Source organism: Pedobacter nototheniae, assembly GCF_004335085.1.
Lineage (GTDB): Bacteria > Bacteroidota > Bacteroidia > Sphingobacteriales > Sphingobacteriaceae > Pedobacter > Pedobacter nototheniae.
In genome coordinates, this window is the sequence record NZ_RQRS01000013.1 from 22907 (window position 1) to 48587 (window position 25681).

Genomic DNA, 25681 nt, shown 5'->3' on the forward strand with positions numbered 1-25681 from the left:
CTATTTAACTTTTTGTGCTTTAACGCCTTCTTTAGTAATAATTACCGGAAGGATATTTCCACCGGCATCAAATTTCATTTCATCAATACAAGTTTCGCGATGGTTACCATCATTATCGCCCAACGGCCTGCGGTGGTAAACAATATAATATTGATTTTTCTTCTCATTAATAATTACTGAGTGATGCCCTGCTCCAGTGGCAATTGCAGGATCTTGTTTCAAAATTTTACCGATTCTTTTAAAAGGCCCAAAAGGTGTATCGCCAATAGCATAGGCAACTGAATAATCAGGCCCCGTCCAGCCGCCTTCGCTCCACATAAAATAGTATTTTCCATTGCGCATAAACATATATGGTCCTTCAACGTAATTTTCGGGTGTAATTTCCTTAAAAATCTGCCCATCATCAAATGGTAGAAAGCCTGTAAAATCCTTGTTTAATTTTGCAATATTGCAATGCTTCCAACCACCATAAATTAAATAATATTGACCGTCTTTATCTTTAAACACAAACTGATCTATGGGTTGAGCGCCATTATGGAATTTATCAACCAGTGGTTTTCCTAAATGATCCTTGTATGGCCCTTCGGGTTTATCTGCAACGGCTACACCAATTCCGCCTATTTCATTGTCGCTTTGAATATCGTTAGCACCAAAAAACAGATAGTACTTCTTATCCTTTTGTACAATTGCAGGTGCCCACATAGCTTTATTAGCCCATTTTATTGCAGCAGTATCTACAATATGTTCGTGCTTTTTCCAATTTACTAAATCATCAGAAGAAAAAGCATCCATAAAAACCTGCTCTTTGTATTTGGCAGAATAAGTTGGATAAACCCAATATTTATTGTTAAAAATTGCCGCTTCAGGGTCGGCGTACCAACCTTTAAATATCGGGTTTCCAGATTGGTTAATCGTTTTAGTATTTTGAGCAAAACAAGAGGATGCTGCAAATAACAAAAGGGATGGGATTAGATATTTCATAATACCAATTTAGAAAAAAATTGCCGCTAAAAAAATTAACGCCTGATTAAAAAGCAATTGAAATGGCAGTATTGATAAAACAGATTGTAAAAATGCACAGAATGTTGTGAAATAAAACCGACCAACAGCGGTATTCCGATTTTTCATCGGGATTTAGCAGCGGGCGGGACTGCCCTTTCCAATGAAATAATGAAAGTTAATTTCCAAAAAAAATCCCTGCTTAAAATTAAACAGGGATTTAGATTTTTACAGAAAATTCTATTTACTTAACTCTGCAAAGTACTTATGAAACAAAGGCAAGGTTTCAATACCTTTATAGTAATTAAAAATATCGTATTTTTCATTTGGTGAGTGTAGCGCATCGCTATCTAAGCCGAAGCCAAATAATACCGATTTAATCCCCAAAACATCTTCAAACAGGGCTACAATTGGAATACTGCCTCCACCCCTTGTCGGAATCGCGGTTTTACCGAAACTATCTTCAATAGCTTTTTCTGCTGCTTTATAGGCAATACTATCTGTTGGTGTAACAACAGGCTCGCCACCGTGGTGTGCCGTAACTTTTACCTTTACATTTTTTGGGGCAATACTTTCGAAATGCTTGGCAAAAATTTCAGAAATTTCATCCGAACTTTGGTTTGGTACTAAACGCATCGAAATTTTAGCATTTGCTTTACTTGGAAGTACTGTTTTTGCGCCTTCACCAATGTAACCACTCCAAATGCCATTTACTTCTAACGTTGGTCTTGTTCCGGTACGCTCTAAAGTGCTATAACCTTTTTCGCCCCAAACCTCTTCAATATCTAAATCTTCTTTATATTCTTTTTCATCATAAGGGGCAGAATTTAGAGCTTTTTTCTCATCATCAGTTAATTCTACAACTTTATCGTAAAAAGCAGGAATGGTAATGTGATTATTTTCATCGTGTAATGAAGCAATCATTTTGCACAAAATAGTTGCCGGATTCGCTACTGCGCCACCGTAAACACCTGAGTGTAAATCGCGATTAGGACCAACAACTTCTACTTCCATGTAAGCTAACCCACGCAAACCAGTCTCAATAGAAGGGTTTTCCATGCTTATCATTGATGTATCTGAAATTAGAACAACATCTGCCTTTAATCTTTCAGCATTTTCCTTAACAAAAACACCAAGATTAGCAGATCCAACTTCTTCTTCACCTTCAATCATAAATTTGACGTTGCAGGCAAGGGTATTGGTTTCCATCATCAATTCAAATGCTTTAACGTGCATATAAAATTGGCCTTTATCATCACAGGCTCCACGGGCATAAATTTTACCATCGCGTACTGTAGGTTCAAAAGGTGGTGTTTTCCACAGTTCTATTGGGTCTGCTGGTTGTACATCGTAATGACCGTAAATTAGAACTGTAGGTAAAGAAGCATCTATAATTTTTTCGCCATAAACAATTGGATAACCTGCTGTAGGGCATATTTCAACGTTATCTGCGCCTGCATCCTTTAGCTTTTGTGCTACATAATCTGCTGTTTTTAAAACATCAGCTTTATATTTTGGATCGGCACTAACCGATGGAAAGCGTAATAACTCAAACAACTCATCTAAAAAACGTTGTTTGTGCGTTTCTACATAATTTTTAATCTCTTGCATAACAAAATGAATTTGGGCAAATATAAGATTTTAAGGTAAAAGGCATTAAATTTTAGATTGATCACAAATTAATTTTCACTGGTTTGACAAATAATTATTCCTAGATTAACCAATTTATAATCGTGGTGTTATTGTATAATTTTATTTTATAAAACTCAATATCTTAAATAGATTAATTAATTTTATTAGTAAATTGCGCCCCAATATTTAAATCCTTAAATCCTGTCTGAAAGATCTTTAACAATGAAATTAAGCGCAATAGTTTACCCTTTTCTACTGCTGCTTTTTTATTTTAACACCTCAAGCTTTGCTCAAACCCGAGTAAGCTGTCCTGAAGCGGCCCAATATTACGCTAAGGACAGTGTAAATATTGTAACTTTTGGTGCCAGTACTGTTGAAGGTGTAAAAGGCCTGGGGTTTCAAACCATGCTGAGCGATAATTTCCAAAATTGCTATACTGGTAAGGTTATAGATATTACTAATCAGGGTATTGGCGGACAAACAACTGCGCAAGGTTTACTGCGTATTGATAGGGCTGTTTATAATAGAACTGGCTTTATTGTAATTGATATGGGCATTAATGATGCTGGGGCAATAGCTGCAGGTAAAGGCACAATTGCTAATACTGAAGCTAACATGAGGTCGTTAATTCAAACTTGCTTAAATCAAAAACTAGTTCCTATACTTTGTACGCTTCAATATGTTGATGACCGTACAAATAAAGATTTAGTGGCAGTAAACAACCACATTAGAACATTAAATGGTATTTATAGAAAACTAGTTGCGGAATATAAAATATACCTGGCAGATGTTAACGCAGCCATGCGTCGAGATTTTTCACTTTATCAGGATAGTTACCATCCAAATGCACGAGGCTATAGATTAATTAGTTATGTTATTTTCGACGCTATTAACAAAGCTATTTTTGATAAGTTTTTGATGTTCATTGTTTCTCAAAACTATCCAAACCCTGCTGCAAACCAAACTTATATCGATATTGTTTTACCTGAAACTGATAAAATTAATGTGCAGGTTTATGATTTAATGGGCAGATTAGTTAAAACGGTCGTAAACGAATATCTTAACACAGGAAAACATACTTTAGATGTTAATATTTCTAATTTTAACCCTGGTGTATATTTTTTCAAAATATCATCTGATTCTGGTCAATATTCTGCTATAAAGAAATTCATTGTTGTTCGGTAACAAAGCAATATATTTTTCATCTATTAGTGGATCAATAGTTTTATATCTTTAACAGAAAGTTCAAACATCATGTCCCTATTTGAAAATGATACGATCGATATTAGTACAATTCCGCGTTACGAAGAAATTGAATTAAATAAACCTCACCGAGATTATCTTAAAATTATCTACCTAAATTTTATTATTTCCTTCGTTATTTTTGGTGTTGTAATAGGTTTAGGAGTCACTTTTATTGATGAACTTAAACCAAATGCAATTCTAATTTTATCCATATATCTTATTTTCATGGCCTTGCTTATACTGCTATTTGTGGCCAGTTTTAAAAAGCGTGGTTATGCCATTAGATCCAAAGATGTGATTTATAAAAGTGGTATAATAGCTGAATCTACTACCATTGTTCCTTTAAATAGGATTCAACATATTGAACTAAACGAGGGGATTTTTTCCAGAATTTTCAAACTTGGCTCCCTACAGGTGTTTACTGCCGGAGGCGATAGCGGACATTTAAAGATAAAGGGAATTCCTATTGATGAAGCTAAAAGCATACGTGATTTATTATTGAATACACTTAATTTAGCTAAAAATCCAACAATCCCTGAAGAGTAAAATGGATAACGATTTCAGTAAGCCACAACGCCAATCAGCAGCAGGAATTATTATTATGGGAAGCCACACAGCTTTCCAAATTGTAAAAATTTTTATTATTCCTTTTGTTATATCGTTGGTTAAAATGAAAACCAATAATTTGATATTCCTAGCTTCTGGCTCGGCAATTATTATTTTCATTAGCTTTCTAATTGCTTATTTATGGTACTTAAAATTCACCTTCTTTCTGGATAAAGAAAAACAGGAATTTATTGTTAATAAGGGAATTTTTAACCGAGATCAGGTTATTATTCAGCTCGCCAAAATCCAACAGGTAAATATCAATCAAACCATTCTTCAAAAAATTATCGGCGTTTACGGATTAAAAATTGATACTGCAGGCTCTAATAGTGTTGAAGCCAATATAATGGCGATTGATGAAAGTTCAGCGTATAATTTAAAAGAACATCTACTTAATAAAAACATTGATTTAGCGAATATTGAAGAAAACAATGAAGTTAACACAGCAGTAGAAAATCGTTCTATTCTGCAAATTAGTAACGGAACTTTATTTAAAGTTGGTTTAACTTCAAATTATGGAAGAAGTTTAGGTTTATTAATCTTGTTTTTAACCTCGCTAATTCATGAGGGACAGCAAATTATTAAAGCCTTCAAAATTGATGGCAATCACTATATGTCGGTAATGAGTGGAATGGCGACTATGTTTTCGGTTGCATTTCTGGTTTTTGCGCTATTGCTTTTGTTCTTAATTTTTAATTTAGTTAGAATATTTTACAAGTATTTCGAACTCAAAATTACCCAGCATAAGCACTCCTTGCTAATATCTTATGGTTTATTTGCAAAAAAGAATACGTTAGTTAATCCTGAAAGAGTTCAGATTACGAAATACACTCAAAATTTTTTCCAGAAAAAAATAAAGCTTTTAAATATGAGTCTCAGTCAGGCACATTTTGGAAAAAGCAAGGATGGACATGAAATGCAGGATAGTACTTTGGAAGTTGTGGGTTGCAATGCTAATGAGAGAGATGAATTATTAAAAATGATTTTTGGGAAAATCCCTGCACAGGGTAAAATATTTGTTCCCAACTGGAGATTTATAAATCTTCCTATTTTCTTCAATCTGGTTATCCCTACAATAATTTTCTTAGTTATTGGTTTCAACGTTTCGGAAGTTAAACCCTACTTGCCACTGGCTGTTATTTATTTTTTAACAGGTGTATTTATGATTTACATGAGTTATAAAAGGCATAGAATTACTGTAAATGAAGAGTTTATCATAAAGAAAAGTGGTATTTGGGATATTTCCCACGAAATTATAACACCTAATAAAATACAGGCCATTACAACTTTTCAATATCCGTGGCATAAAGGTTTAGATGTAGGTCATCTTTGTTTGCACACTGCCGCCGGACAAATTCGATTTAAATACGGCAACTATACAGAAATTAAACAATTGGTAAACTATTGGCTTTATCAAATTGAAAGTGGCAACAAAGATTGGATGTAAATAAGGAACGAATAATGATTGATGCAGATAGAATTGATGTAGTAAAAAGTATAAATAGGAATAGATTATACTTGAAAAGAAGTAAAACGAGTCGGCTCCTAATTATTTGTATCGAGGTTGCCATTATCACTATTATCCCGCTTAGTGCGATAATTATAACGCTAAAGAACACGTATCTTTTTAATCAAGGCTATACATTATATATTGCAACAGCTAATTTAGTTGCCTTTATTTTAGGCTACTTGATATTTAAATTGTTTACTGGAGGAAAAAAACTCTTAAGAATAACTGGTAACAATCTGATTGAAAACAAAGAGCATTTAAATGGCATTTTCAAACCGTTAAACTGGGAAATATATGAAGAAGATAGACTGATGATTGCCATTCCCAATTGGAAAACCCAGGTTACCATTATTTTTGATGGCAAAGATATTCTGATAAATACCATAAGATTTGGAAGAAGTAAAACCCAGGGGATGTTTGATGAAGGGCTTTATGAATACATTAAAGAAAAATTTAATGCATTGAATGCAAATAATAAGACAACCTTATAAAAGAGCAAGAAATTATTTTCAGTCAATAAATATTGTACGTTATGATAGAAATTCCAAAAGATAGAGAAATTTATGAAGGTCAAATTGCCACCTATTGGTTTAGCGATGAAATTTTAGTGTCACTATCAAAAAGCATTAGACGTACGGTACAAAATATAACAGAAAATGTAGCTTTAGTAAAGCAGATTACAAATGGCAAGCGGATGCCATTATTAATTTATTTAAAAAACTCTCCTGTTCCCGATCGGGAAACAAGAGAATTTTCTACCCAACAATTGCCTATCATTTATTCTGCAATGGCAATGGTTTCCAAACCAGGGCTTGCCCAATTTATTATGAAGATTTTATTCAAGTTTAAAGCATCCCCTATTCCAATAAAAAGTTTTACTGATGATGAAACTGCCAAAGAATGGTTAAAGCAATTTATTTAACTTAACTATTATAAACTAAGGCAAATTCTGAAGCGAAATCTTCAAGTTTCGTTTTTCCCAAAGCTGCTGGTCTATTTTTATAATAATCTTCAAAAAGTACTTTATTTCTAATTGCATCTCCCATTTCCACATAATTTTTGGCAATTTCTTCAGATAATCCTGCTTGCACCATGCCTTCCAAAGCTTGTTCATTTGTAAATTCTATCCAAGGTAATTCTGCCTTGCCAACCGCTTTACCCAAAGTAGAAGCAACATCTCCAGCCGTAACTTCGTCATTACTGGCAATATAACGCACACTTGTACCGGTAAAATTTTGTTGTAACTCTTCTGCAGCTGCTTCTGCAATATCATTAGGATGTACAAGCACTAATTTAGTATCGGCGCTGTAATTAGAACCTAAAATATTTGCGTGCTTAATCATATCTATATTGCCAAAAAAGTTAATAAAGAAATAAGCCGGACGTAAATGCTTTATAGCAACACCATCTAAATTTTTGTAAATGTTTTCTACATCATGTAAACCCGCAATTGGTCCTGTTCCTGCAGGTAAATCAGCACCGATGCTACTTAAGTTTACAATTTTTTTAACCCCAGATTTTTTAATTGCTTCGGCATATTTACTTCCAATCCCAGCAATATAGGTTCTATAATTTGTTGTTGTAAATGAAGGCGGTACCATAGTGTAAACTGCATCTGCAGTACTAAAAGCAGAAGTTAGAAAGTCTACATCATCAATACTTCCAATGGCTGGAGTTGCTCCTAAAGCTTCTATTTCTGCCGCCCGATTAGCATTGCTGCTGATAATAGTTACTTCGTGACCTTTATTTATTAATGTTTGCGCTAATGGCTTACTAATATTTCCTAGTGATCCTGTTAATGTAATTTTCATATTTAAAATGTTTTTAATCTTTTTAATTGTCTAATACAAAGTTATATTTGTACTTACTTTTATACAAGTACTTACCCCAAAGTATGTAACTAATGACAGCCATTAAGGAAAATTCTACTCGTAACTATAATAAAGGAATTGCGTTAGGCAGTTGCCCAGTAACTTTTGTAATGAATAAAATTGGTGGCTATTGGAAGCCGATTATTTTGTACCATTTAATGAGCGGACCAAAACGCTACAGCGAATTAAAAAGGGCTATTCCGGAGATTACTGAAAAAATGTTGATTCAGCATTTAAAACAAATGCAGGCTGATGAGCTAGTGATTAGGAAAGCAAAACCTGTTGTGCCACCAGAAGTTACTTATAGTTTAACTGCCTCAGGCAGCGAACTTTCTCAGGTATTAAATTCTATGGTGGATTGGGCCTTAAAACACAGTTGATTAATGTTTGGCTTTGCAATTAACAGGATATAGTTTTACTTTCGATGCCACCTAAACCCGGGCAAAGCGATTCCCCGATTTTTCATCGGGATTAGCGGAGCACGGGAACTGCCTTTACTATAAAATAATGACATTGCTTTTCTAAGAACAGCAATACACTTATATTCAGCTCATTCAGAACCAAAAATATATTATTAGGCTTCAATTTACCAACACCTTTTAATAAGCGCACATAATTTGTTATTTTTGAGCCTCAAAAAAACAGGAGCCGATTTGGATTACTTAGAAGGATTAAACCCACAACAAAGAGCAGCAGTAGAGAACACTAAAGGACCGGTAATGATCGTTGCTGGTGCCGGATCGGGCAAAACCCGGGTTATTACATACCGTGTAGCCCATTTAATTCAATCGGGAACCGATGCCTTTAACATTCTGGTTTTAACCTTTACCAACAAGGCGAGTAAGGATATGCGTGAGCGTATTAGTAAAGTTGTTGGTGCGGAGGCTAAAAACATTTGGATGGGTACTTTTCACTCTGTTTTCGCTAAAATTCTTCGCGTTGAAGCGGAGAAAATTGGCTATCCAAGCAATTTCACCATTTACGATACCGATGATAGTAAAAGTGTAATCCGTAGTATTTTGAAAGAAATGCAGTTGGACGACAAATTATATGCAGCTAACTTTGTTTTTAACCGTATTTCTTCTGCTAAGAATAATTTAATTTCCCCTGCCGAGTACATTACCAATGATCAAATTCAGGCTGAAGATATTCAGAACAAACGTCCTTTAATTGGTCAGATTTACGAAACCTACGCCAAACGTTGTTTTAGAGCTGGTGCAATGGATTTTGATGATTTACTTTTCAAAACTAACATTTTGTTAAAAGATCATCCTGACGTTTTAAATAAATACCAACAAAAATTTAGATACCTAATGGTGGATGAGTATCAGGATACCAACTTTTCGCAATACACCATTGTGAAAAAATTGGCGGCTGCTTATCAAAATATATGTGTTGTTGGTGATGATGCACAAAGTATTTATGCTTTCCGTGGTGCAAACATTCAGAATATTTTAAATTTTGAACGAGATTATCCTGATTTAAAGGTTTATAAATTAGAGCAAAACTATCGCTCTACCCAAAATATTGTTGATGCAGCCAGTAGTATTATTGCCAATAATAAAAATCAACTGGAAAAAAATGTGTTTTCTGATAATGAATCAGGAGATCGCATCAAAGTAACCCGTGCCTTTACCGATAATGAGGAAGGCAAACTGGTTGCAGAATCCATTGTTCAGGAGCGCAGTACAAAAGGTTATAATTATCACGATTTCGCCATTTTATACCGAACAAATGCACAAAGTAGGGCTATGGAGGAGGCTTTAAGAAAGCTTAATGTTCCTTATCGTATTTATGGAGGACTTTCATTCTATCAGCGTAAGGAGATTAAAGATTTAATTGCTTATTTCCGCCTAACGTTTAACCCAAATGATGAAGAAGCCGTAAAACGAGTAATTAATTATCCTAAACGTGGTATTGGCGATACCTCAATAGATAAAATTATTGTTGCCGCCGATCAGCATGATAAAACCATGTGGGAAGTAATTTCCAATGCACACATGTACGTTGATGGCCGTTTAGCCAACCAGTTGAATGATTTTTCGATGATGATTCAGAGCTTCGCAGCGGAAGCTAAAAAGTTGGATGCGTACGAAACTGCTTTATTTATTGCGCAACACGCTGGTATTTTAAAAGAATTATATAGCGATGATAGTGTTGAGGGCCGAAGCAGATACGAAAACATTCAAGAACTACTAAACGGTATTAAGGAATTTGCAGAACGTGAAGATATTGAAGAGCGTGGACTGGATATTTTTATGCAGGATGTTGCACTTTTAACCAATGATGATAAGGATGGCGACAAAAATAAGGATACCGTTTCCTTAATGACCATACACTCTGCCAAAGGTTTAGAGTTTATAAATGTATTTGTTGTTGGCTTGGAAGAAAACCTTTTCCCATCGCAAATGTCAGTCAATTCACGTTCGGATTTGGAAGAAGAGCGTCGTTTATTTTATGTAGCCGTAACTCGTGCCGAGAAAAAGTTAACCCTTACCTACTCCACCTCTCGTTACCGCTGGGGTACGCTAACTAATTGTGAGCCAAGTCGTTTCATTAACGAAATAAATCCAAAATTTTTAGAACTGGATGTAAAACCTTCAAAATCTAATTCTTTGGAAGGTAATTTTGATGATGAACGTAAAACATGGACATCGCAACCGCGTGATTTCTTTAGCAAACCTAAGCCTGCTGCTGGTGCAACTACTTCAGCTCCTCCAGTTAGGCCAAAAACTACTTCGTTACTAGCTAAAGCCCATGTGCCAACGCCTGGCTTTACACCATCACTTCCACACGAGTTTCAAGGTGGAATGGAAGTTGAACACGAAAAATTTGGATTTGGAAAAATTATCAGCCTGGAAGGTCAACTACCGGATGTTAAAGCAACCGTATTTTTTCAAGGTTTAGGAAACAAGCAATTGCTGCTTAAATTTGCTAAACTAATGATTGTAAAAAATTAACAATAGTCAAGATTCGTCAGGTTAAGTTTAGCGAAACTCAACCTGGCGAATTATAATTAAAATTGAGGAAGTTTTGGTTTTGTTCCCATAATTTCTTCCACCTGTTCCATCACTTTATCAGTAAGTAAAGGCACAACTTCCAAAGCGGTAAGGTTTTCTTTCAACTGCTCTCCTTTAGATGCACCTAAAATAACCGTACTTACATTTGGATTTTTTAAGCACCAAGCCAAAGAGAATTTCGCTAAAGATACATTCAGTTTATCAGCAACTTTCTGCAGTTCTTCCACTTTCTTTAATCTATCAGCCTGTAAAACATTGTCTTTTAACCAACCCAATTTCGCATCAGCCAAACGTGTATCTTTTACATCACCCTTAGTATATTTACCTGATAATAAACCAGATGCCAGTGGCGACCAAATGGTAGTGCCCAATCCGTGATCGCGGAAAAGCAATAAGAAATCATCTTCCAGTTTTTTACGCTCAAACAAATTATACTGTGGTTGTTCCATAGTAGGGCCAATTAAACGATAATCTTTAGCAACCGCAATGGCTTCGGTAATTTCTGCTGCGCTCCACTCTGATGTACCCCAATATAAAATTTTACCTTGTTGTAATAAAGTATTCATCGCTAAAACTGTTTCTTCAATCGGCGTATTTTTATCTGGACGGTGGCAAAAATATAAGTCTAAATAATCCACTTGCAAACGTTTTAAAGCGGCATTACAAGCCTCTACAACATGCTTACGTGATAAACCCATTTGATTTGGACCCTTATTTTCCGTACCAAAAAACACCTTGCTTGATACCACAAACGACTCTCTTTCCCAACCTTTTGATTTAAGGATTTTACCCATCACAATTTCCGACTTACCTTCTGCATAACCTTCAGCATTATCAAAAAAGTTTACACCAGCATCGTATGCAATTCCCATTAATTCATCGGCAACTTTATCACTAATCTGCGCACCAAATGTTAACCAACTACCTAATGATAAAGCGCTTACCTGTAAGCCAGATTTACCTAATCTTCTATATTCCATGTTTAATTATTGAATGTTTAAGTTTTAAATGATTGAATTTCACTATCAATATTACCATTAAAGTTTAGAGAATGTTTGAGTTATTAGATTTTTTACAAACAACAAACTATTTCAATAAATTTATTAATTCTTTGCATCCAGATACTTTTATTATTTTTGAGTACTACAAATAAAAAATACAAGCCATATACAATAATACCCACATAAAACAATCCAAATACATATTTTTTAGCACTATGAAAAACACAAAAATTTATTTTTTAGCGATGACCACTGTTGTAACGTTAATTCTTTCTTGTAAAAAAAATGACTCTTCCACACTTGAATCTAGTAATGCATTAATACAGCAAAATAATAAGCGGGCAAACGACACTCAAAATAATACAGTTAATTCTACCGAGTATATATATATTGTAAATACGGGAACTATCTACGGGCAGAGTTTAGATCCAGTTGATAATTGGGATACTTTTAGGGTTTACCAAGAAGGCAGTAATAGAAATTTAAGAATTATATGGGAAGCAAGATCTGTGAGTAAGCCAACAGGCAAGCTTGAATTAGTTGGTCCTGGCTCTTGCTTTATTCATGCTTATCCAAATTATTTTTTTGATTATTCTCTTGAAAACGAATATATGACAACGGGTGTAGGTGCTGTACAAACTACAGTTATCCATAAAGAATATAATATTAAAATAAAAAAAGTAATAGACTTTGATACACAAGAAGATATTACTTCACAAGTCAGTATATTTCCATCGGAAGGGATAAAAGTTCAATATACTAAACAAATACTTGGTGGAGGTGAAGGCCCCGGACAACCATCCACACCAAAATCCAAATAGCTAATTTTTAAGTGAGGGGATCAATCCATTATTGATCCCCATATCTAGCGTTGATGTACTAAAGATCCTTAAACTAACAAGGATTTATTTTTAAAAATCGGCTTAGTATTTAAATTGAAAATCAGCGAAATTATCCTTATTATTGAGTTCCCGTTCCAGGGTTCGATATAAATGCAACTCACCCGATTAGAAATTAAAGGTTTTAAAAGCTTTGGCGATAAAGTTACCATTAACTTTAACGAGGGTGTTACGGCTATTGTAGGTCCAAATGGTTGCGGAAAATCCAATGTAATTGATGCCATGCGCTGGGTTTTGGGCGAGCAAAGTACTCGTGCCCTACGTTCAGAAAAGATGGAAAACATCATCTTTAACGGCACAAAAAATAGAAAGCAGGCGCAGCTTGCAGAAGTTTCTTTAAGCTTTGATAATACTAAAAATGTACTTCCAACAGCTTATTCACAAGTTACAATTACCCGTAAATTATACCGAAATGGTGATAGCGAATATCGTTTAAATGATGTTCAGTGCCGTTTAAAAGATATAACAGATTTATTTCTTGATACAGGTATTGGTTCAGATAGCTATTCAATTATCGAATTAAAGATGGTTGATGAAATTATTTCCAATAAGGAAAATTCTCGTCGCTCTTTATTTGAAGAAGCTTCAGGAATTTCAAAATACAAACTCAGAAAAAAACAAACCTTTAACAAGTTAAAAGATACTGAAGCCGATTTAGAACGTGTTGAAGATTTACTTTTTGAAATTGAGAAAAATCTTAAAACTTTAGAAAATCAGGCTAAAAAGGCAGAACGCTATTATAAATTAAAAGAGCAATACCGCGAGTTAAGTGTTCAGCTTGCTACCCATCGTATTGCTTTTTTCCGTACCGATTTAACCGCATTAGAAGGCCAGGAACAGTTACAACAAGTAAATAGAACTGAGCTAAGCACCAAAATTGATACTGGTGAGGCTGAATTGCAAAAGCTTAAATTAGGCAGCATAAATCAGGAAAAAAATCTTTCTGTGCAGCAAAGAGCGACCAATGACTTTGTTTCTAAAATTCGTGCTTACGAAAGCGAAAAGAAGGTTAAAAATGAGCAAATGCGTTTTCTGCAGGAAAAAGAAAACCGTTTGTCAGGTGAGTTGGAAAAGGATAAAAACCAAGTTAATCATATAAAATATAATATTAAGCGCTTAAATGAGGAAGTGCTAACAGAAACTGAAGTTTTTAATCGCCTTGAATCTGATTTAAAACTTTTAAAGCAAACACTTGATACTTTAAGAGAACAACAGCAAACGGAGAAAAACCGGACGGATAATTTGATTAAATCTGTTAACGATTTGCAGAATCAGGTTTATCAATCGCAAAAGGAAATAGATATTTTAAATATCCAAAAAGATGCTTTGGTGCAGGAAACCAATAGAAATGTGGATGATACGGAAACCAAAAGTCTCGAATTAAAAGCTTTTGATCATGCTTTAGCCGAGCTCGATATTCAGGTACGCGAAAAGCAAAGTAATATTAAGCAATATACGGAAGCTGAGGAAGTATTAAAAACCAAACTGGCGGAGGCAGAAATCAATTTAAGCTCAAATAAAGAAAAACTTAATGCAGAAAACCGCAAAAGGGATGCAAAGCAAAATGAATATAACCTTACAAAATCACTTGTAGATAGTTTAGAAGGCTTTCCAGAGTCTATTCGTTTCTTAAAAAAGAACAATTCCTTTGCAAAAAGTGCCCTTCTCCTTTCTGATATTTTATTCTGTAATGAAGATTATCGTATCGCAATTGAGAACTATTTGGAGCCCGTAATGAACCATTATGTAGTTGAAAAATATGCGGACGCAGTTCAGGCAATTAATCTATTAACAGATGCAAGCCGAGGAAGAGCAAATTTCTTTATTTTAGAAAATGTGCCTGATAAAAACCCTTTATTAAAAGAACATGATGGCCTTATTTCTGCTTTACAAGTTATAGAAGTTGATAAAAAATACCAGCATCTTTGCAATTTGTTGCTTCAAAATGTATACATCGCGACTGGCGAACAAGAGCAATTATTTAAGCAAACTCCAACAGAAGGACTTACTATTTTGGCTAAAAATGGGAAGTATGCACAAACAAAATTTACTTTGGCAGGTGGCTCCGTTGGTTTATTTGAAGGAAAGAGAATTGGTCGTGCTAAAAATTTAGAAAACTTAGCAAAAGAAGTAAAATCTGCAGAAACACTTATTAATCAATACAATGCAGCAATTGCGACTGAAACAGATAACATTTTCAATCTGAAAGAGGCATCAAGACTTAATCAGATTAACGCCCTGCAACAGGAATTAAATCGCCTAAATAACGAGCATATTTCTGTGCAAACCCGTAGAGATCAATACCATGAGTTTATTACCACGAGCGAAAACCGTAAAGCGGATATTGCTCAAAAGATTGTTTCGATAGAAAAAGGTTTGTCTGAAAAGCTTCCGGCATTGGTTGCATTACAAAAAAATCAGCAAGAAGCGCACATTAATCTACAGGAGCAACAAATTAACTATCAAGAAATTGCCGATCAGGTTAATGAATTGGCTGGAAAATACAATCAGGATAATATCCGTTTTCATCAGCAACAAAACAAACTTTCTGGCCTTGAAAAGGATTTAGACTATCGTTTTGTGCAGGAAGAAGCTTTGAATAAACGTGTAGAACAGAATGAAAAAGACCTGCAGGAAACCTTAACAGAAATCACTAAAACTCTTCAGCATACTGATTTAAATGATGATACGCTTTTAGAAATGTATCAACAACGCGAGGAAATGGAAAAGGGACTTGCCGAAGCGGAAAAAGAATATTTTGAAAGCAAGGGTAATATTAATGAAGTTGAAGGAAACCTAACAACTCTTCGTAAAAATAGAGAGGAAACCGACTTTCTATTAACTGAATTAAAAGATAAGAAAAATGCATTAAAAATAGACTTAAATGCTTTAAAAGAGCGCCTTGCAGTTGAATTTAACATAGATATTAATGACCTTTTAGAAACTGAAACTGAAGTAACTGAAAGCGAATTTGATTTAAGGCAAAAAGTAGAGAAAATGAAGCGACAGCTTGATGAGTTTGGAGCAATTAACTCTATGGCTATGGAAGCTTACAAGGAAATGGATGAGCGTTATACCTTTATTCAGAACCAAAAAAAGGATCTTATTGCAGCAAAAACTGATCTTTTGCAAACCATTAAAGAAATTGATGATACCGCAAAAGAGAAATTTATGCAGGCTTTTACGCAGGCAAGAGAGCACTTTATTGTAGTTTTTCGCTCTTTATTTAATGATGAAGATAGCTGTGACTTAATTTTATCAGATACCGCTAATCCTCTGGAAGCTGATATTGATATTATTGCCCGTCCGAAGGGAAAAAGACCGCTATCTATTAATCAATTATCTGGTGGCGAAAAAACTTTAACCGCTACAGCGCTCCTATTCTCCCTTTATCTTTTAAAACCTGCACCATTTTGTATTTTTGACGAGGTAGATGCCCCCTTAGACGATACCAATATTGATAAATTCAATAATATTATCCGGAAATTCTCAGATCAGTCTCAATTTATTATCGTATCGCATAACAAACGTACTATTGCCAGTACAGATATAATTTATGGTGTAACAATGGTTGAACAAGGCGTTTCAAGAGTTGTAGCCGTAGATTTAAGAGAAGTAGCAGCTTAATTTTTATCTCATAGACGGGAATTATTATTAACTTTAATTTTAGTTAATTACAATATGAGTATGAAAAACATTGTTAAATATGCCCTTGTAGCTGTTCTGTTATTGTTTACCAAATATTCCTTTTCCCAGGAAGACGTTTCTTCTCCTCTGAAATATAAAAAAGCTTTGGTTAATTATGAGGATTTCAAAAACCTCGTAACAGCAGTAGAAAATCATAGAAGAGATCGCCTAATCAATTTAGATACATTTTTAAAAATGAGTAAAGAGAAAAATGTAATTATTTTAGATGCACGTTCTACATTTAGATATAAAAGAAAGCATTTAAAAGGGGCTAAATCATTAAGTTTTACAGATTTTACTCAACAAAATCTCAATCAACTTATCCCCGATGTTAATACAAAAATATTAATTTACTGTAATAATAATTTTGAGGGAGATCAAGTAGATTTTGCATCAAAGATTGCCACACCTAAACCTCAAATGGAAAGTCAGATTCTATCCAATAGAAAGCCAATAATGCTTGCGCTAAATATTCCAACATACATCAATCTTTATGGTTATGGATATAGAAATGTGTACGAATTGAATGAACTGGTAAATGTGAATGACAAAAGAATTAAGTTTGAAGGAACAGTGAAATAAATTTGAGAGTTTATTAGTCTTAATTTTTATGCAATACGGTTGAATAAACGACGTTTTCTTTCAATAATTAATACCTTTAAGCCAAATAACATTAAATGAAAATCCTATATATTATCCCTTTAGCACTTATGCTAAGTTGCTGTTCATCTGTTAAAAATCAGCAGGGAACCACTCAAAATGTAGATAACCAATTGATAAAAGATGTGCAAGTCCTTTCGTCTGACGCTTATCAAGGCAGAAAAACTGGAACAAAAGGAGCAGAAATGGCAAGAGCTTACATTGTTGACAGATTTATTAAATTGGGCTTAAAATCTTACCCCGCAAATGTAAATTATGCCCAAGAATTTACTTTTAAATCCAAAGGAGCAACTGTTAATGGCACAAATATAGTAGGTTACATTCCTGGAAAAAGTGGAAATGTGGTGGTTATTTCTGCCCATTATGATCATTTAGGTATAGTTAAAGATGTTATATTTAATGGTGCAGATGATAATGCATCTGGAGTTGCAGGCTTATTAAAAATTGCTGCTTATTTTTCAAAGAACAAACCAAATAACACCCTAATTTTTGCGGCATTTGATGCTGAAGAAGTTGGTTTACAAGGCGCTAAAGCATTTGTTTCTAACCCACCAGTGCCAATTAACACCATAAGCTTAAATCTAAATATGGATATGATTAGTCATAGCGATAAAGGTGAATTATACGTTTGTGGAACTTTTAAATACCCAGAACTTAAAAAATATGTTGTTAATAATAACCCTAAAATAAAGGTTTTATTAGGACATGATGATCCAAAGTTGGGGCATGAAGATTGGACAAATCAAAGCGATCAAGGTGCATTTAATTCAAAAAATATCCCTTTTTTATACTTTGGAGTCGAAGATCATAAAGATTACCATCAATCAACAGATAAGTTTGAAACCATTACCCAATCATTTTTTAATGATGCCGCAAATGCAGTTTTAGAAGTAGCAAAAAATGTTGATCGTCAAACAGGCTTGCAATTATCCCTTAAAAACAAAACAATGATGAAGAATTAGTAATCTTTTCACTTAATAATTTTAAAACCTGCCCTATCGGCAGGTTTTTTTGTTTAAAGTTAATTCCAAATAAAAAATAAAATTCTGTAATTCAAATACTTAACAACAAACTACAAAAATAGTTTGAAAACTATAAAAATAGTAGTAACTTCAATTAAGCAAACTATAAAAATAGTTACAATGATAAAAGAACTTACAAAAGCGGAAGAACAAATTATGCTGATCCTTTGGGAACTGGGTGAAGCGCTAGTAAAAGAAGTAATAGAGAAAATGCCAGAACCGAAACCTGCATACAATACTGTTTCAACTGTTATTAGGGTTTTAGAAACCAAAGGTTTTATCGATCATAAGGCAATAGGAAACACGCACATCTATTTCCCCACAATACAAGAATCTGATTATAAACACTTTGCTTTTGACAAGGTAATGAACAATTACTTTGAAAATTCTTACGAAAGTTTAGTTTCTTTTCTCGTAAAGGAAAAAAGTTTAAGTAAAAGTGAATTAGATGAAATTATTCAACTGGCAGAGAAACTTAAAAAAGATAAATGATGAACTGGTTCTATTATTTACTCGAGTCAAATTTGTACCTCACCCTATTTTATGGGTTTTACAAATTATTTCTACAGAAAGAAACCTTTTATACTGCAAATCGATGTTTCTTGATATTTAGTACAGTGTTTTCATTCATTTTTCCGCTACTAAAAATAGGATATTTTAATCCGATACTACCTAATTTTATCCCTGAAGATGACTTCACACAATATACAACTGAAGCAATTGATTTTCAACAAGCTGCATCAAAACAGTCTGATTTTTTTAATCTGTCTCAACTCTTATTAATTGTGTATGCTTTAGTAACGTTTATACTGCTTTGTAAAACCGTAATCGGTGTTCTTAAAATCAATAAAATCCTAAGAAAATCGACACAAAGGGTAGAAAATGGAATAAAAATAGTTGAATTACAAAATTCAAAATTTGCCTTTTCCTTTTTCAACTTACTTTTTATTGATCCATTATTACCGCAAAGAAATATCATTTTAAAGCATGAAATGGTTCATATTAAACAAAAACATAGTTACGATATATTATTTTTTGAATTAACTCAAATCATCAACTGGTTTAATCCAATTACCTACCTAATTAAAAGCGAGATAAGAACCACTCATGAATATCTTGCTGATGAACAAATGACAGAAAAAGATGATGAAAAATACGATTATGCCATGTTTCTCATCCAAAATTCGCAAGGAATTAACGTTGTCAATTTAACGAATCAAATGTTTAGTACCTCAATATTAAAAAAACGAATTAAAATGTTAAATCAGAAAAAATCCAGCAAATGGTCAAGGCTAAGGTTATTATTAACTTTACCTTTAGTAGGCGGAATAGTTTCTTTATCAACTATGGCCTTTACAAAAGATTATGGAATTGTAGATCTTTATTCAGGCAAAAACCAAGCGAAACTGGCTATAAGACAAGATACAGTTAAAAAAGCTTTTCGTTCAAATGGCATTAATGTACCGAATTTAAGCACTGTTTATTTTGATTACAGGTTTAATGAAGAACAGAAAAAGCCAATGCCCGTGAGTAAAAGATTATTAATTGTTAACAGTAAAGAAGTTGAGCCAGGCACCTTAGGAGGCGTAAAAAATGTGAATCACATTATATTATTGAATCCTGAGAACGGATTTAAAAAATATGGAGAAAAGGGAAAAAACGGGGTTATTGAAATCATTGGTTCAAAGGCAACTATTTTAGATATTCCTGCACCGCCACCTCCAATGGAACCAGCATCTCCACCAAAACCACCTAAACCACCTAAACCGCCAAAAAAAGGCACAAAAATAACAAACAGAATTGGTGAGCCTCGTACTCATCTTCAACCACCACCGGCAATTGAGCCGAAACCAGAAGTGCAGAAAAATACAGCTGCAATCAGCCCGCCCCCACTATTCTCAAAACTTTCTCTTAATAGAGGAAAAAGTGAATTATTAGTTATCCCAGACTCTGATTTTAAGGTTAAAACATTAACCGTATATAATGAAAAGGGTAAAGTTGTATACAATAATACCAATTATGAAAACGATTGGAATGGCAATAACGGCAATTATGGAAAATACCTTTCGTCATTGCCAGCCGGTAAATATCAGTACCTTATGAAAATTGATGGAAAGCCCTATTTAAATAAAAGAGGTGTAGTTAATTTAACCGATTAAGATTATTGTGGCACATAAACCACGTATTTTGTTTCAAAGAAATCTTCACTAAAATAATCTGAAAGCGGATATAATTCTGCTTTCAGTTTTGATTCTTTAATTTCTTCAGCTAAATCCCCTCCTTTTAAATACAAAATACCGTTTGGAATTGCATTAATAGATTCTTTTTTGAATTTACCTTGGATCCAAGGATAGAACTCTCCAAGTCTGGTAACAGCCCTTGAAACAATAAAATTGTATTTATTTTTGATTTGTTCGGCCCGTAAATGATCTGCCTGCAGATTTTCTAAGCCAAGTGCTGATGCTACTTCCTTAACAACCTTAATTTTTTTTCCGATAGAATCAACCAAATGGAAATTGGTTTCAGGAAAAAGTATGGCTAATGGAATACCTGGAAATCCTCCGCCAGTTCCTACATCTAAAACATCCTCGCCTGGTTTAAATGTACAAATTTTAGCTATTCCTAAAGAGTGTAATACATGGCGTTCATACAATTCTTCAATATCTTTTCTAGAAATTACATTGATTTGTGCATTCCAGAAGCTATATAATTCAAAAAGCTGTTCAAACTGAGCAATTTGTTTTTCAGTTAAATTTGTAAAGTATTTAAGGATGATGTCAGGTTTAACTTCAAGCATATTTATAACAATTGAGAATCTTATTTCCAGTTCACTTTTTTCTTACCAAATAGGGCTAAAAAGCCATTAAGTGTTAAAAAGAAGAACAAAAGTATATCTAATATTGGGAACCACCAACGTAAATCGCTATAATTTAAGCGTTTTAAAATTTTAGGATAAATAAAACAACGAATGATAATGCTTAAAAGCAAAATACCTGCTGCAACATATTGTACTTCTCTGCTAAAAAACATGCAAGCTGCAAATGATGCATAAAACAAGAACTGGAAAATAATTTGCACGCTTAAAATAAACTTATGCTTTGATTTATATAGCTTTCCAGCGCCAAAATGACGTTTTTTCTGTCTTAAGTAGCCCGCCCAACTGGTATTTGGCTCGCTCCAAACATGGCTATCTTTATTAATTCTAACTGCTGTATTTCTATTATTAGCATGTGCATTTACAAAAAGGTCATCATCACCTGATGGAATATGCATATGCGCAGCGAAGCCTTTATTTTTAAAAAACAAAGATTTTTTATAAGCCATATTACGACCAACGCCCATATAAGGCATTCCTTTTAAGGCAAAAGAAAGATAGTTTACAGCAGTAAAAAAAGTTTCAAAACGTATTAAAGCATTTAGGAGCCCCCTTTTTCTTAAATATGGAGAATAACCTAATAAAATTTCTGTTTGCTCTTCGGCAGGTTGCTGCATGTCTCTCAACCAATTTCCTGATGCTGGAGTACAATCTGCATCCGTAAAAACAAGCCATTCATTTTTAGCAGCTTTAATCCCCATGGTAACGGCAAACTTCTTGCCTGCAATAAACTTATCGTTATCGAGTACTTTTACTACTTTTAAGTTTTTATACTGCTTTTCCAGTTCTTCAAGGAAATCCTCTGTACCATCCCATGATCGATCATTAACAACGACAACCTCAAAATCAGGGTAATTTTGAGCAAATATAGACGGCAAGTATTTTTGAAGATTTACGATTTCATTTCGAGCGCAAATAACTACACTAATAGGCTTTAGGGCAATATGGGGCACTTCTTCTATACGTATGTTTGCCAATTTTAAATGCACAAAAAGCACATAATACAGTTGTATAAATAAACAAAAGGCCAGAAAAGCTAGCAAACAAAGTTCGGGTAAGGTTAATATCACGATGTTAAAATAAAACAGGCACAAATTTCTCATTTTAAATCAGTAATCCACTTTTATGTTGATAAAAAATTAAACAAAAATATGACCTCATAATTTGCTATTTTTGGCAGATTTTTAGCGAGGAGAAAAGAACGATATGAAATTTACTTTACAGGCAAACGATCCACTTTCAAAAGCCAGAGCAGGAACAGTTACAACTGCTCACGGAGAGATACAAACACCCATTTTTATGCCTGTGGGCACTGCTGGAACAGTAAAAGCAGTACACCAACGAGAATTAAAACAGGATATTGATGCCCAAATTATTTTAGGCAATACCTATCATTTATATTTAAGACCAGGATTGGACACGTTAGAACAGGCTGGTGGATTACATAAGTTTATAGGTTGGGACAGACCAATTTTGACAGATAGCGGCGGTTACCAGGTTTATTCTTTAAGTAAAGTAAGAAAGATTAAGGAAGAAGGCGTAACTTTTCACTCGCACATTGATGGTTCAAAACACTTGTTTACGCCTGAATATGCAATGGATATCCAAAGAACCATTGGCGCCGATATTATTATGGCATTTGATGAGTGCACACCATATCCGTGCGATTATACATATGCGGCACAATCTATTAAAATGACACATCGTTGGTTGAAGCGCTGTTGCACGCATTTTGACCAGACGGAACCAAAATACGGATTCGATCAAACCTTGTTTCCTATTGTACAGGGTTCTGTTTATAAGGATTTAAGGATAAAATCTGCCGAATTTATCGCAAGTATGGACCGTGAGGGGAATGCTATTGGTGGTTTATCCGTTGGAGAGCCTGCCGAGGAAATGTATGCAATGACAGAAGTAGTTTGCGATATATTACCAGTAGAAAAACCACGTTATTTAATGGGTGTGGGTACTCCTATTAATATATTAGAGAATATTGCTCTGGGTGTTGACATGTTTGATTGTGTTATGCCGACCAGAAATGCCAGAAACGGGATGTTATTTACCAAAAACGGCATTATTAATATCCGTAATAAGAAGTGGGAAAATGATTTTTCACCTTTAGAACCGGATAGTGATTTACATGTAGATTTAGTTACGAGTAAAGCATATTTAAGGCATTTGGTACACAGCAAGGAGATGCTAGGTGCTCAAATTGCCACATTACACAATTTACATTTCTATCTTTGGTTGGTAAAACAGGCCAGAGAAAAGATTTTAACTGGTGAATTTTACGCGTGGAAAAATCAGATGGTTAAAGTATTAGGCAATAAACTATAAAATGAACATAATTAAGGGCAATATAAAAATTATAGACCGCTACATTATAGGCAAATACCTTGGTACATTTGTGTATGCACTGGCTATTTTTGTAATTATCATCGTTGTTTTCGACTTATCGGAGAAAATGGATGATTTTATGAAAAGCGGTTTAAGTTTTTGGGGCATATTAACTAAATATTATGCCGGCTCTATTCCATTTTATATTAATATGCTTTCGCCGCTAATTAACTTTATTGCGGTTATATTTTTTACAGCAAAAATGGCTGATCAAACAGAAATTGTGCCTATTTTAAGCGGTGGCGTAAGCTTTAATCGCTTTCTGTGGCCGTATTTCATCTCAGCAACAATTATTTTTTCGGCAAATTTATTATCAAATTTATACCTTTTACCATATACAAATACGTTAAAAAATAAGTTTGAAAACACTTACGTCAAACGTAACGATCCATCAACAAAATCCAACATCCACATGAAACTGGATGATAAAACATATATCTACATTGATAATTTCGACAACAAAACCAATTCAGGCTATCGTTTTTCTTTGGATAATTTTGATGGTGATGTACTAACTAAAAAAATCATTGCCGAAAACATTAAATGGGATTCATTAAAACGTAAATGGCAACTAAATAACTACTCTATTCGCAAAATTGATGGCCTCAAAGAAACCATGATTTATGGTAATGGGAAGCTTAAGGATACTATTTTAGATATGCGGCCTGATGATTTCTCAGCTTATGATAACGTAGTACAAAACTTAACAACGGCAGAGCTTTCTGAGAAAATAAGGAAAGAAAAAATTAGGGGAACAGGTGTAATGAATGATCTTAGGTTTGAGCAGTACAAACGCTATTTGCATCCATTATCAGCCTTCGTATTAACTTTAATCGGCGTAGCCTTGTCTTCACGCAAAGTACGCGGAGGCGTTGGCGTATCGCTTGGTATTGGCATCTTTCTAAGTTTCGCTTATATAGTGTTTAACCAGTTTACTCAAATGTTTTCTACTAAAGGTGGTTTACCCCCTTTTATTGCGGTATTAGCGCCAACAATTTTCTTTGGGATACTAGGTGTTTACCTGCTTGTTAAAGCGCCTAAATAAATGGATGCAAATAAAAAAAATCTCCTAATTCTTCATCTTACCGTTTTTGTTTGGGGCTTTACAGGTGTACTTGGAAAAGTAATTTCTATTGATGCAGTACCCATGGTTTGGTACCGCGTTTTAATTGCAACTTCAACTCTTTTAGCATGGTTTTTAATTACGAAAACTAATTTAAAAGTTACTCGAAAACAATTTATCCAGTTCTTTTTAACTGGAGGAATTGTAGCTATACACTGGATATTTTTCTTTCATGCTATCAAGGTTTCTACTGTTTCTGTTACCCTTGTTTGCCTTTCGTCCTTTACTTTATTTACTGCAATTTTAGAACCGCTGATTAAAAAGCAGCCTATTTTTATGGGTGATATTTTAGTTGGATTATTAATTATAGCTGGTATTTATTTAATCTTTAAATTCGAAAGTCAATATACTTTAGGAATAATCTTTGGGCTTTTAGCGGCAGTTGCCTCAAGCCTTTTCTCCACTATAAATTCTACTTTAGTACAAAAAAGTGAACCATCTATTATTGGTTTTTATGAACTTATTGGTGGGTTATTTTGGATTACATTATACCGTTTATATGATGGATCCCTATTAAATACTCATTTTAATCTGAGCTTAAAAGATTGGTTCTACCTAACTATTTTAGGCACTTTTTGTACTTCCGTTGCTTACGTTGCAGGCGTATCTGTAATGAGGACTTTATCTGCTTTTAGAGTAGCCTTAGTTACCAATCTAGAACCTGTTTACGGAATTATTTTGGCTTTTATTTTCTTTAAAAATAAGGAACAAATGACGGGTGGCTTTTATATCGGAGCGATCATTATCCTGGCTTCTGTATTCCTTTATCCTATATATAAAAACAGAAAAAATCATCCTTAATTTTTTCATAATAACAGTTCTATTCTATCCAATATTATAACTTCATTTAAGTTTTAAAAAGTTAAGTAACGAGCAAAAACTAACTATTAAAACCTGTATAAAAATATTTTCAGAAGTGAGATAATAAAAAGATTAGGTGTATAAATTGGTGTTGTTTAAACAATACTAATCTTCCGAAATAAACCAATCTTTTAAGTGAATAATAACCGCTAAATTTCATATGGTATTAAATTATTACGCTCGTAAAGACAGCCAAAAAGCTCAAAATTCCGAAAGCCTAAAACCAATTAATGGCTAAGAAATTGATTATACTGCAAGCTCATTTTATTAAGT

The 25681-nt window shown here is 33.9% G+C and carries 22 protein-coding genes; 16 read left to right on the plus strand and 6 right to left on the minus strand.

The window, feature by feature from the left end; genetic code table 11:
* The gene (locus EHC72_RS12605; RefSeq protein ID WP_131538065.1) at nt 1-981 is read right to left on the minus strand and encodes a glycoside hydrolase family 43 protein; all 981 of its coding nucleotides are present in this window, start codon (nt 979-981) and stop codon (nt 1-3) included.
* Nucleotides 982-1239: 258 nt separating this feature from the next.
* The gene (locus EHC72_RS12610; protein WP_131538066.1) at nt 1240-2610 is read right to left on the minus strand and encodes a dipeptidase; all 1371 of its coding nucleotides are present in this window, start codon (nt 2608-2610) and stop codon (nt 1240-1242) included.
* A 243-nt stretch (nt 2611-2853) separates the two neighbouring features.
* On the opposite strand from EHC72_RS12610, the gene EHC72_RS12615 reads away from it, so the two are divergent.
* The 5 genes from EHC72_RS12615 to EHC72_RS12635 all read left to right on the plus strand — a co-directional run bounded on the left by EHC72_RS12615 (nt 2854) and on the right by EHC72_RS12635 (nt 6914).
* Nucleotides 2854-3816, plus strand: a complete 963-nt coding sequence (locus EHC72_RS12615) for a GDSL-type esterase/lipase family protein (protein ID WP_131538067.1) — start codon at nt 2854-2856, stop codon at nt 3814-3816.
* A gap of 69 nt (nt 3817-3885) precedes the next feature.
* Nucleotides 3886-4422 (plus strand): PH domain-containing protein, encoded by a 537-nt coding sequence (locus EHC72_RS12620; RefSeq protein ID WP_131538068.1) that lies wholly within the window; start codon nt 3886-3888, stop codon nt 4420-4422.
* A gap of 1 nt (nt 4423) precedes the next feature.
* Nucleotides 4424-5929, plus strand: a complete 1506-nt coding sequence (locus tag EHC72_RS12625) for a PH domain-containing protein (protein ID WP_131538069.1) — start codon at nt 4424-4426, stop codon at nt 5927-5929.
* A gap of 14 nt (nt 5930-5943) precedes the next feature.
* Nucleotides 5944-6483: a hypothetical protein gene (locus tag EHC72_RS12630; RefSeq protein WP_131538070.1), complete on the plus strand. Its 540-nt coding sequence runs from the start codon at nt 5944-5946 to the stop codon at nt 6481-6483.
* A gap of 41 nt (nt 6484-6524) precedes the next feature.
* Nucleotides 6525-6914 carry a DUF7793 family protein gene (locus EHC72_RS12635; RefSeq protein ID WP_211660309.1) on the plus strand — a complete coding sequence of 130 codons (390 nt, stop codon included), beginning with the start codon at nt 6525-6527 and terminating at the stop codon, nt 6912-6914.
* A 1-nt stretch (nt 6915) separates the two neighbouring features.
* Here EHC72_RS12635 and EHC72_RS12640 read toward each other — a convergent pair whose 3' ends face one another.
* Nucleotides 6916-7803, minus strand: a complete 888-nt coding sequence (locus tag EHC72_RS12640; RefSeq protein WP_131538071.1) for an NmrA family NAD(P)-binding protein — start codon at nt 7801-7803, stop codon at nt 6916-6918.
* Nucleotides 7804-7895: 92 nt separating this feature from the next.
* Between EHC72_RS12640 and EHC72_RS12645 the strand changes: the two genes are divergently transcribed.
* On the plus strand, nt 7896-8243 hold the full coding sequence (locus EHC72_RS12645; RefSeq protein WP_131538072.1) for a winged helix-turn-helix transcriptional regulator: 348 nt from the start codon (nt 7896-7898) through the stop codon (nt 8241-8243).
* Between the two features lie 273 nt (nt 8244-8516).
* Entirely contained in the window at nt 8517-10823 is a 2307-nt protein-coding gene (locus EHC72_RS12650; RefSeq protein ID WP_131538179.1) for an ATP-dependent helicase, read from the plus strand.
* Nucleotides 10824-10879: 56 nt separating this feature from the next.
* Here EHC72_RS12650 and EHC72_RS12655 read toward each other — a convergent pair whose 3' ends face one another.
* A complete protein-coding gene (locus EHC72_RS12655) occupies nt 10880-11863 on the minus strand; it encodes a potassium channel beta subunit family protein (RefSeq protein ID WP_131538073.1) in 984 nt (327 codons plus the stop codon).
* Nucleotides 11864-12099: 236 nt separating this feature from the next.
* Between EHC72_RS12655 and EHC72_RS12660 the strand changes: the two genes are divergently transcribed.
* The 6 genes from EHC72_RS12660 to EHC72_RS12685 all read left to right on the plus strand — a co-directional run bounded on the left by EHC72_RS12660 (nt 12100) and on the right by EHC72_RS12685 (nt 20311).
* The gene (locus EHC72_RS12660) at nt 12100-12705 is read left to right on the plus strand and encodes a hypothetical protein (protein WP_131538074.1); all 606 of its coding nucleotides are present in this window, start codon (nt 12100-12102) and stop codon (nt 12703-12705) included.
* Between the two features lie 171 nt (nt 12706-12876).
* Complete coding sequence (gene smc / locus EHC72_RS12665) at nt 12877-16410, plus strand: chromosome segregation protein SMC (RefSeq protein ID WP_131538075.1); 3534 nt, start codon at nt 12877-12879, stop codon at nt 16408-16410.
* Nucleotides 16411-16470: 60 nt separating this feature from the next.
* Nucleotides 16471-17052: a rhodanese-like domain-containing protein gene (locus EHC72_RS12670; protein WP_211660310.1), complete on the plus strand. Its 582-nt coding sequence runs from the start codon at nt 16471-16473 to the stop codon at nt 17050-17052.
* Between the two features lie 95 nt (nt 17053-17147).
* A complete protein-coding gene (locus EHC72_RS12675; protein ID WP_131538077.1) occupies nt 17148-18092 on the plus strand; it encodes a M28 family peptidase in 945 nt (314 codons plus the stop codon).
* Nucleotides 18093-18272: 180 nt separating this feature from the next.
* Nucleotides 18273-18644: a BlaI/MecI/CopY family transcriptional regulator gene (locus tag EHC72_RS12680; RefSeq protein WP_131538078.1), complete on the plus strand. Its 372-nt coding sequence runs from the start codon at nt 18273-18275 to the stop codon at nt 18642-18644.
* 110 nt (nt 18645-18754) lie between these two features.
* Entirely contained in the window at nt 18755-20311 is a 1557-nt protein-coding gene (locus tag EHC72_RS12685; RefSeq protein ID WP_165585819.1) for a M56 family metallopeptidase, read from the plus strand.
* A gap of 2 nt (nt 20312-20313) precedes the next feature.
* Here the strand turns inward: EHC72_RS12685 and rsmG are convergent, their stop codons facing one another.
* Together rsmG and EHC72_RS12695 are read right to left on the minus strand one after the other, a co-directional pair.
* Nucleotides 20314-20949, minus strand: a complete 636-nt coding sequence (rsmG, locus tag EHC72_RS12690; protein ID WP_131538080.1) for a 16S rRNA (guanine(527)-N(7))-methyltransferase RsmG — start codon at nt 20947-20949, stop codon at nt 20314-20316.
* A gap of 20 nt (nt 20950-20969) precedes the next feature.
* Nucleotides 20970-22004 carry a glycosyltransferase gene (locus tag EHC72_RS12695; protein WP_246029423.1) on the minus strand — a complete coding sequence of 345 codons (1035 nt, stop codon included), beginning with the start codon at nt 22002-22004 and terminating at the stop codon, nt 20970-20972.
* 229 nt (nt 22005-22233) lie between these two features.
* Here EHC72_RS12695 and tgt point away from each other — a divergent pair, with 229 nt between their 5' ends.
* From tgt to EHC72_RS12710, 3 genes are read left to right on the plus strand one after another with little or no spacing between them, the layout of a single operon-like run.
* Complete coding sequence (gene tgt / locus EHC72_RS12700) at nt 22234-23364, plus strand: tRNA guanosine(34) transglycosylase Tgt (RefSeq protein ID WP_131538082.1); 1131 nt, start codon at nt 22234-22236, stop codon at nt 23362-23364.
* 1 nt (nt 23365) lies between these two features.
* Nucleotides 23366-24469, plus strand: coding sequence for an LptF/LptG family permease (locus tag EHC72_RS12705; RefSeq protein WP_131538083.1), 1104 nt, complete (start codon nt 23366-23368; stop codon nt 24467-24469).
* The gene (locus EHC72_RS12710; protein WP_131538084.1) at nt 24470-25348 is read left to right on the plus strand and encodes a DMT family transporter; all 879 of its coding nucleotides are present in this window, start codon (nt 24470-24472) and stop codon (nt 25346-25348) included. It begins immediately after the preceding gene.
* Nucleotides 25349-25681 lie beyond the last annotated feature (333 nt).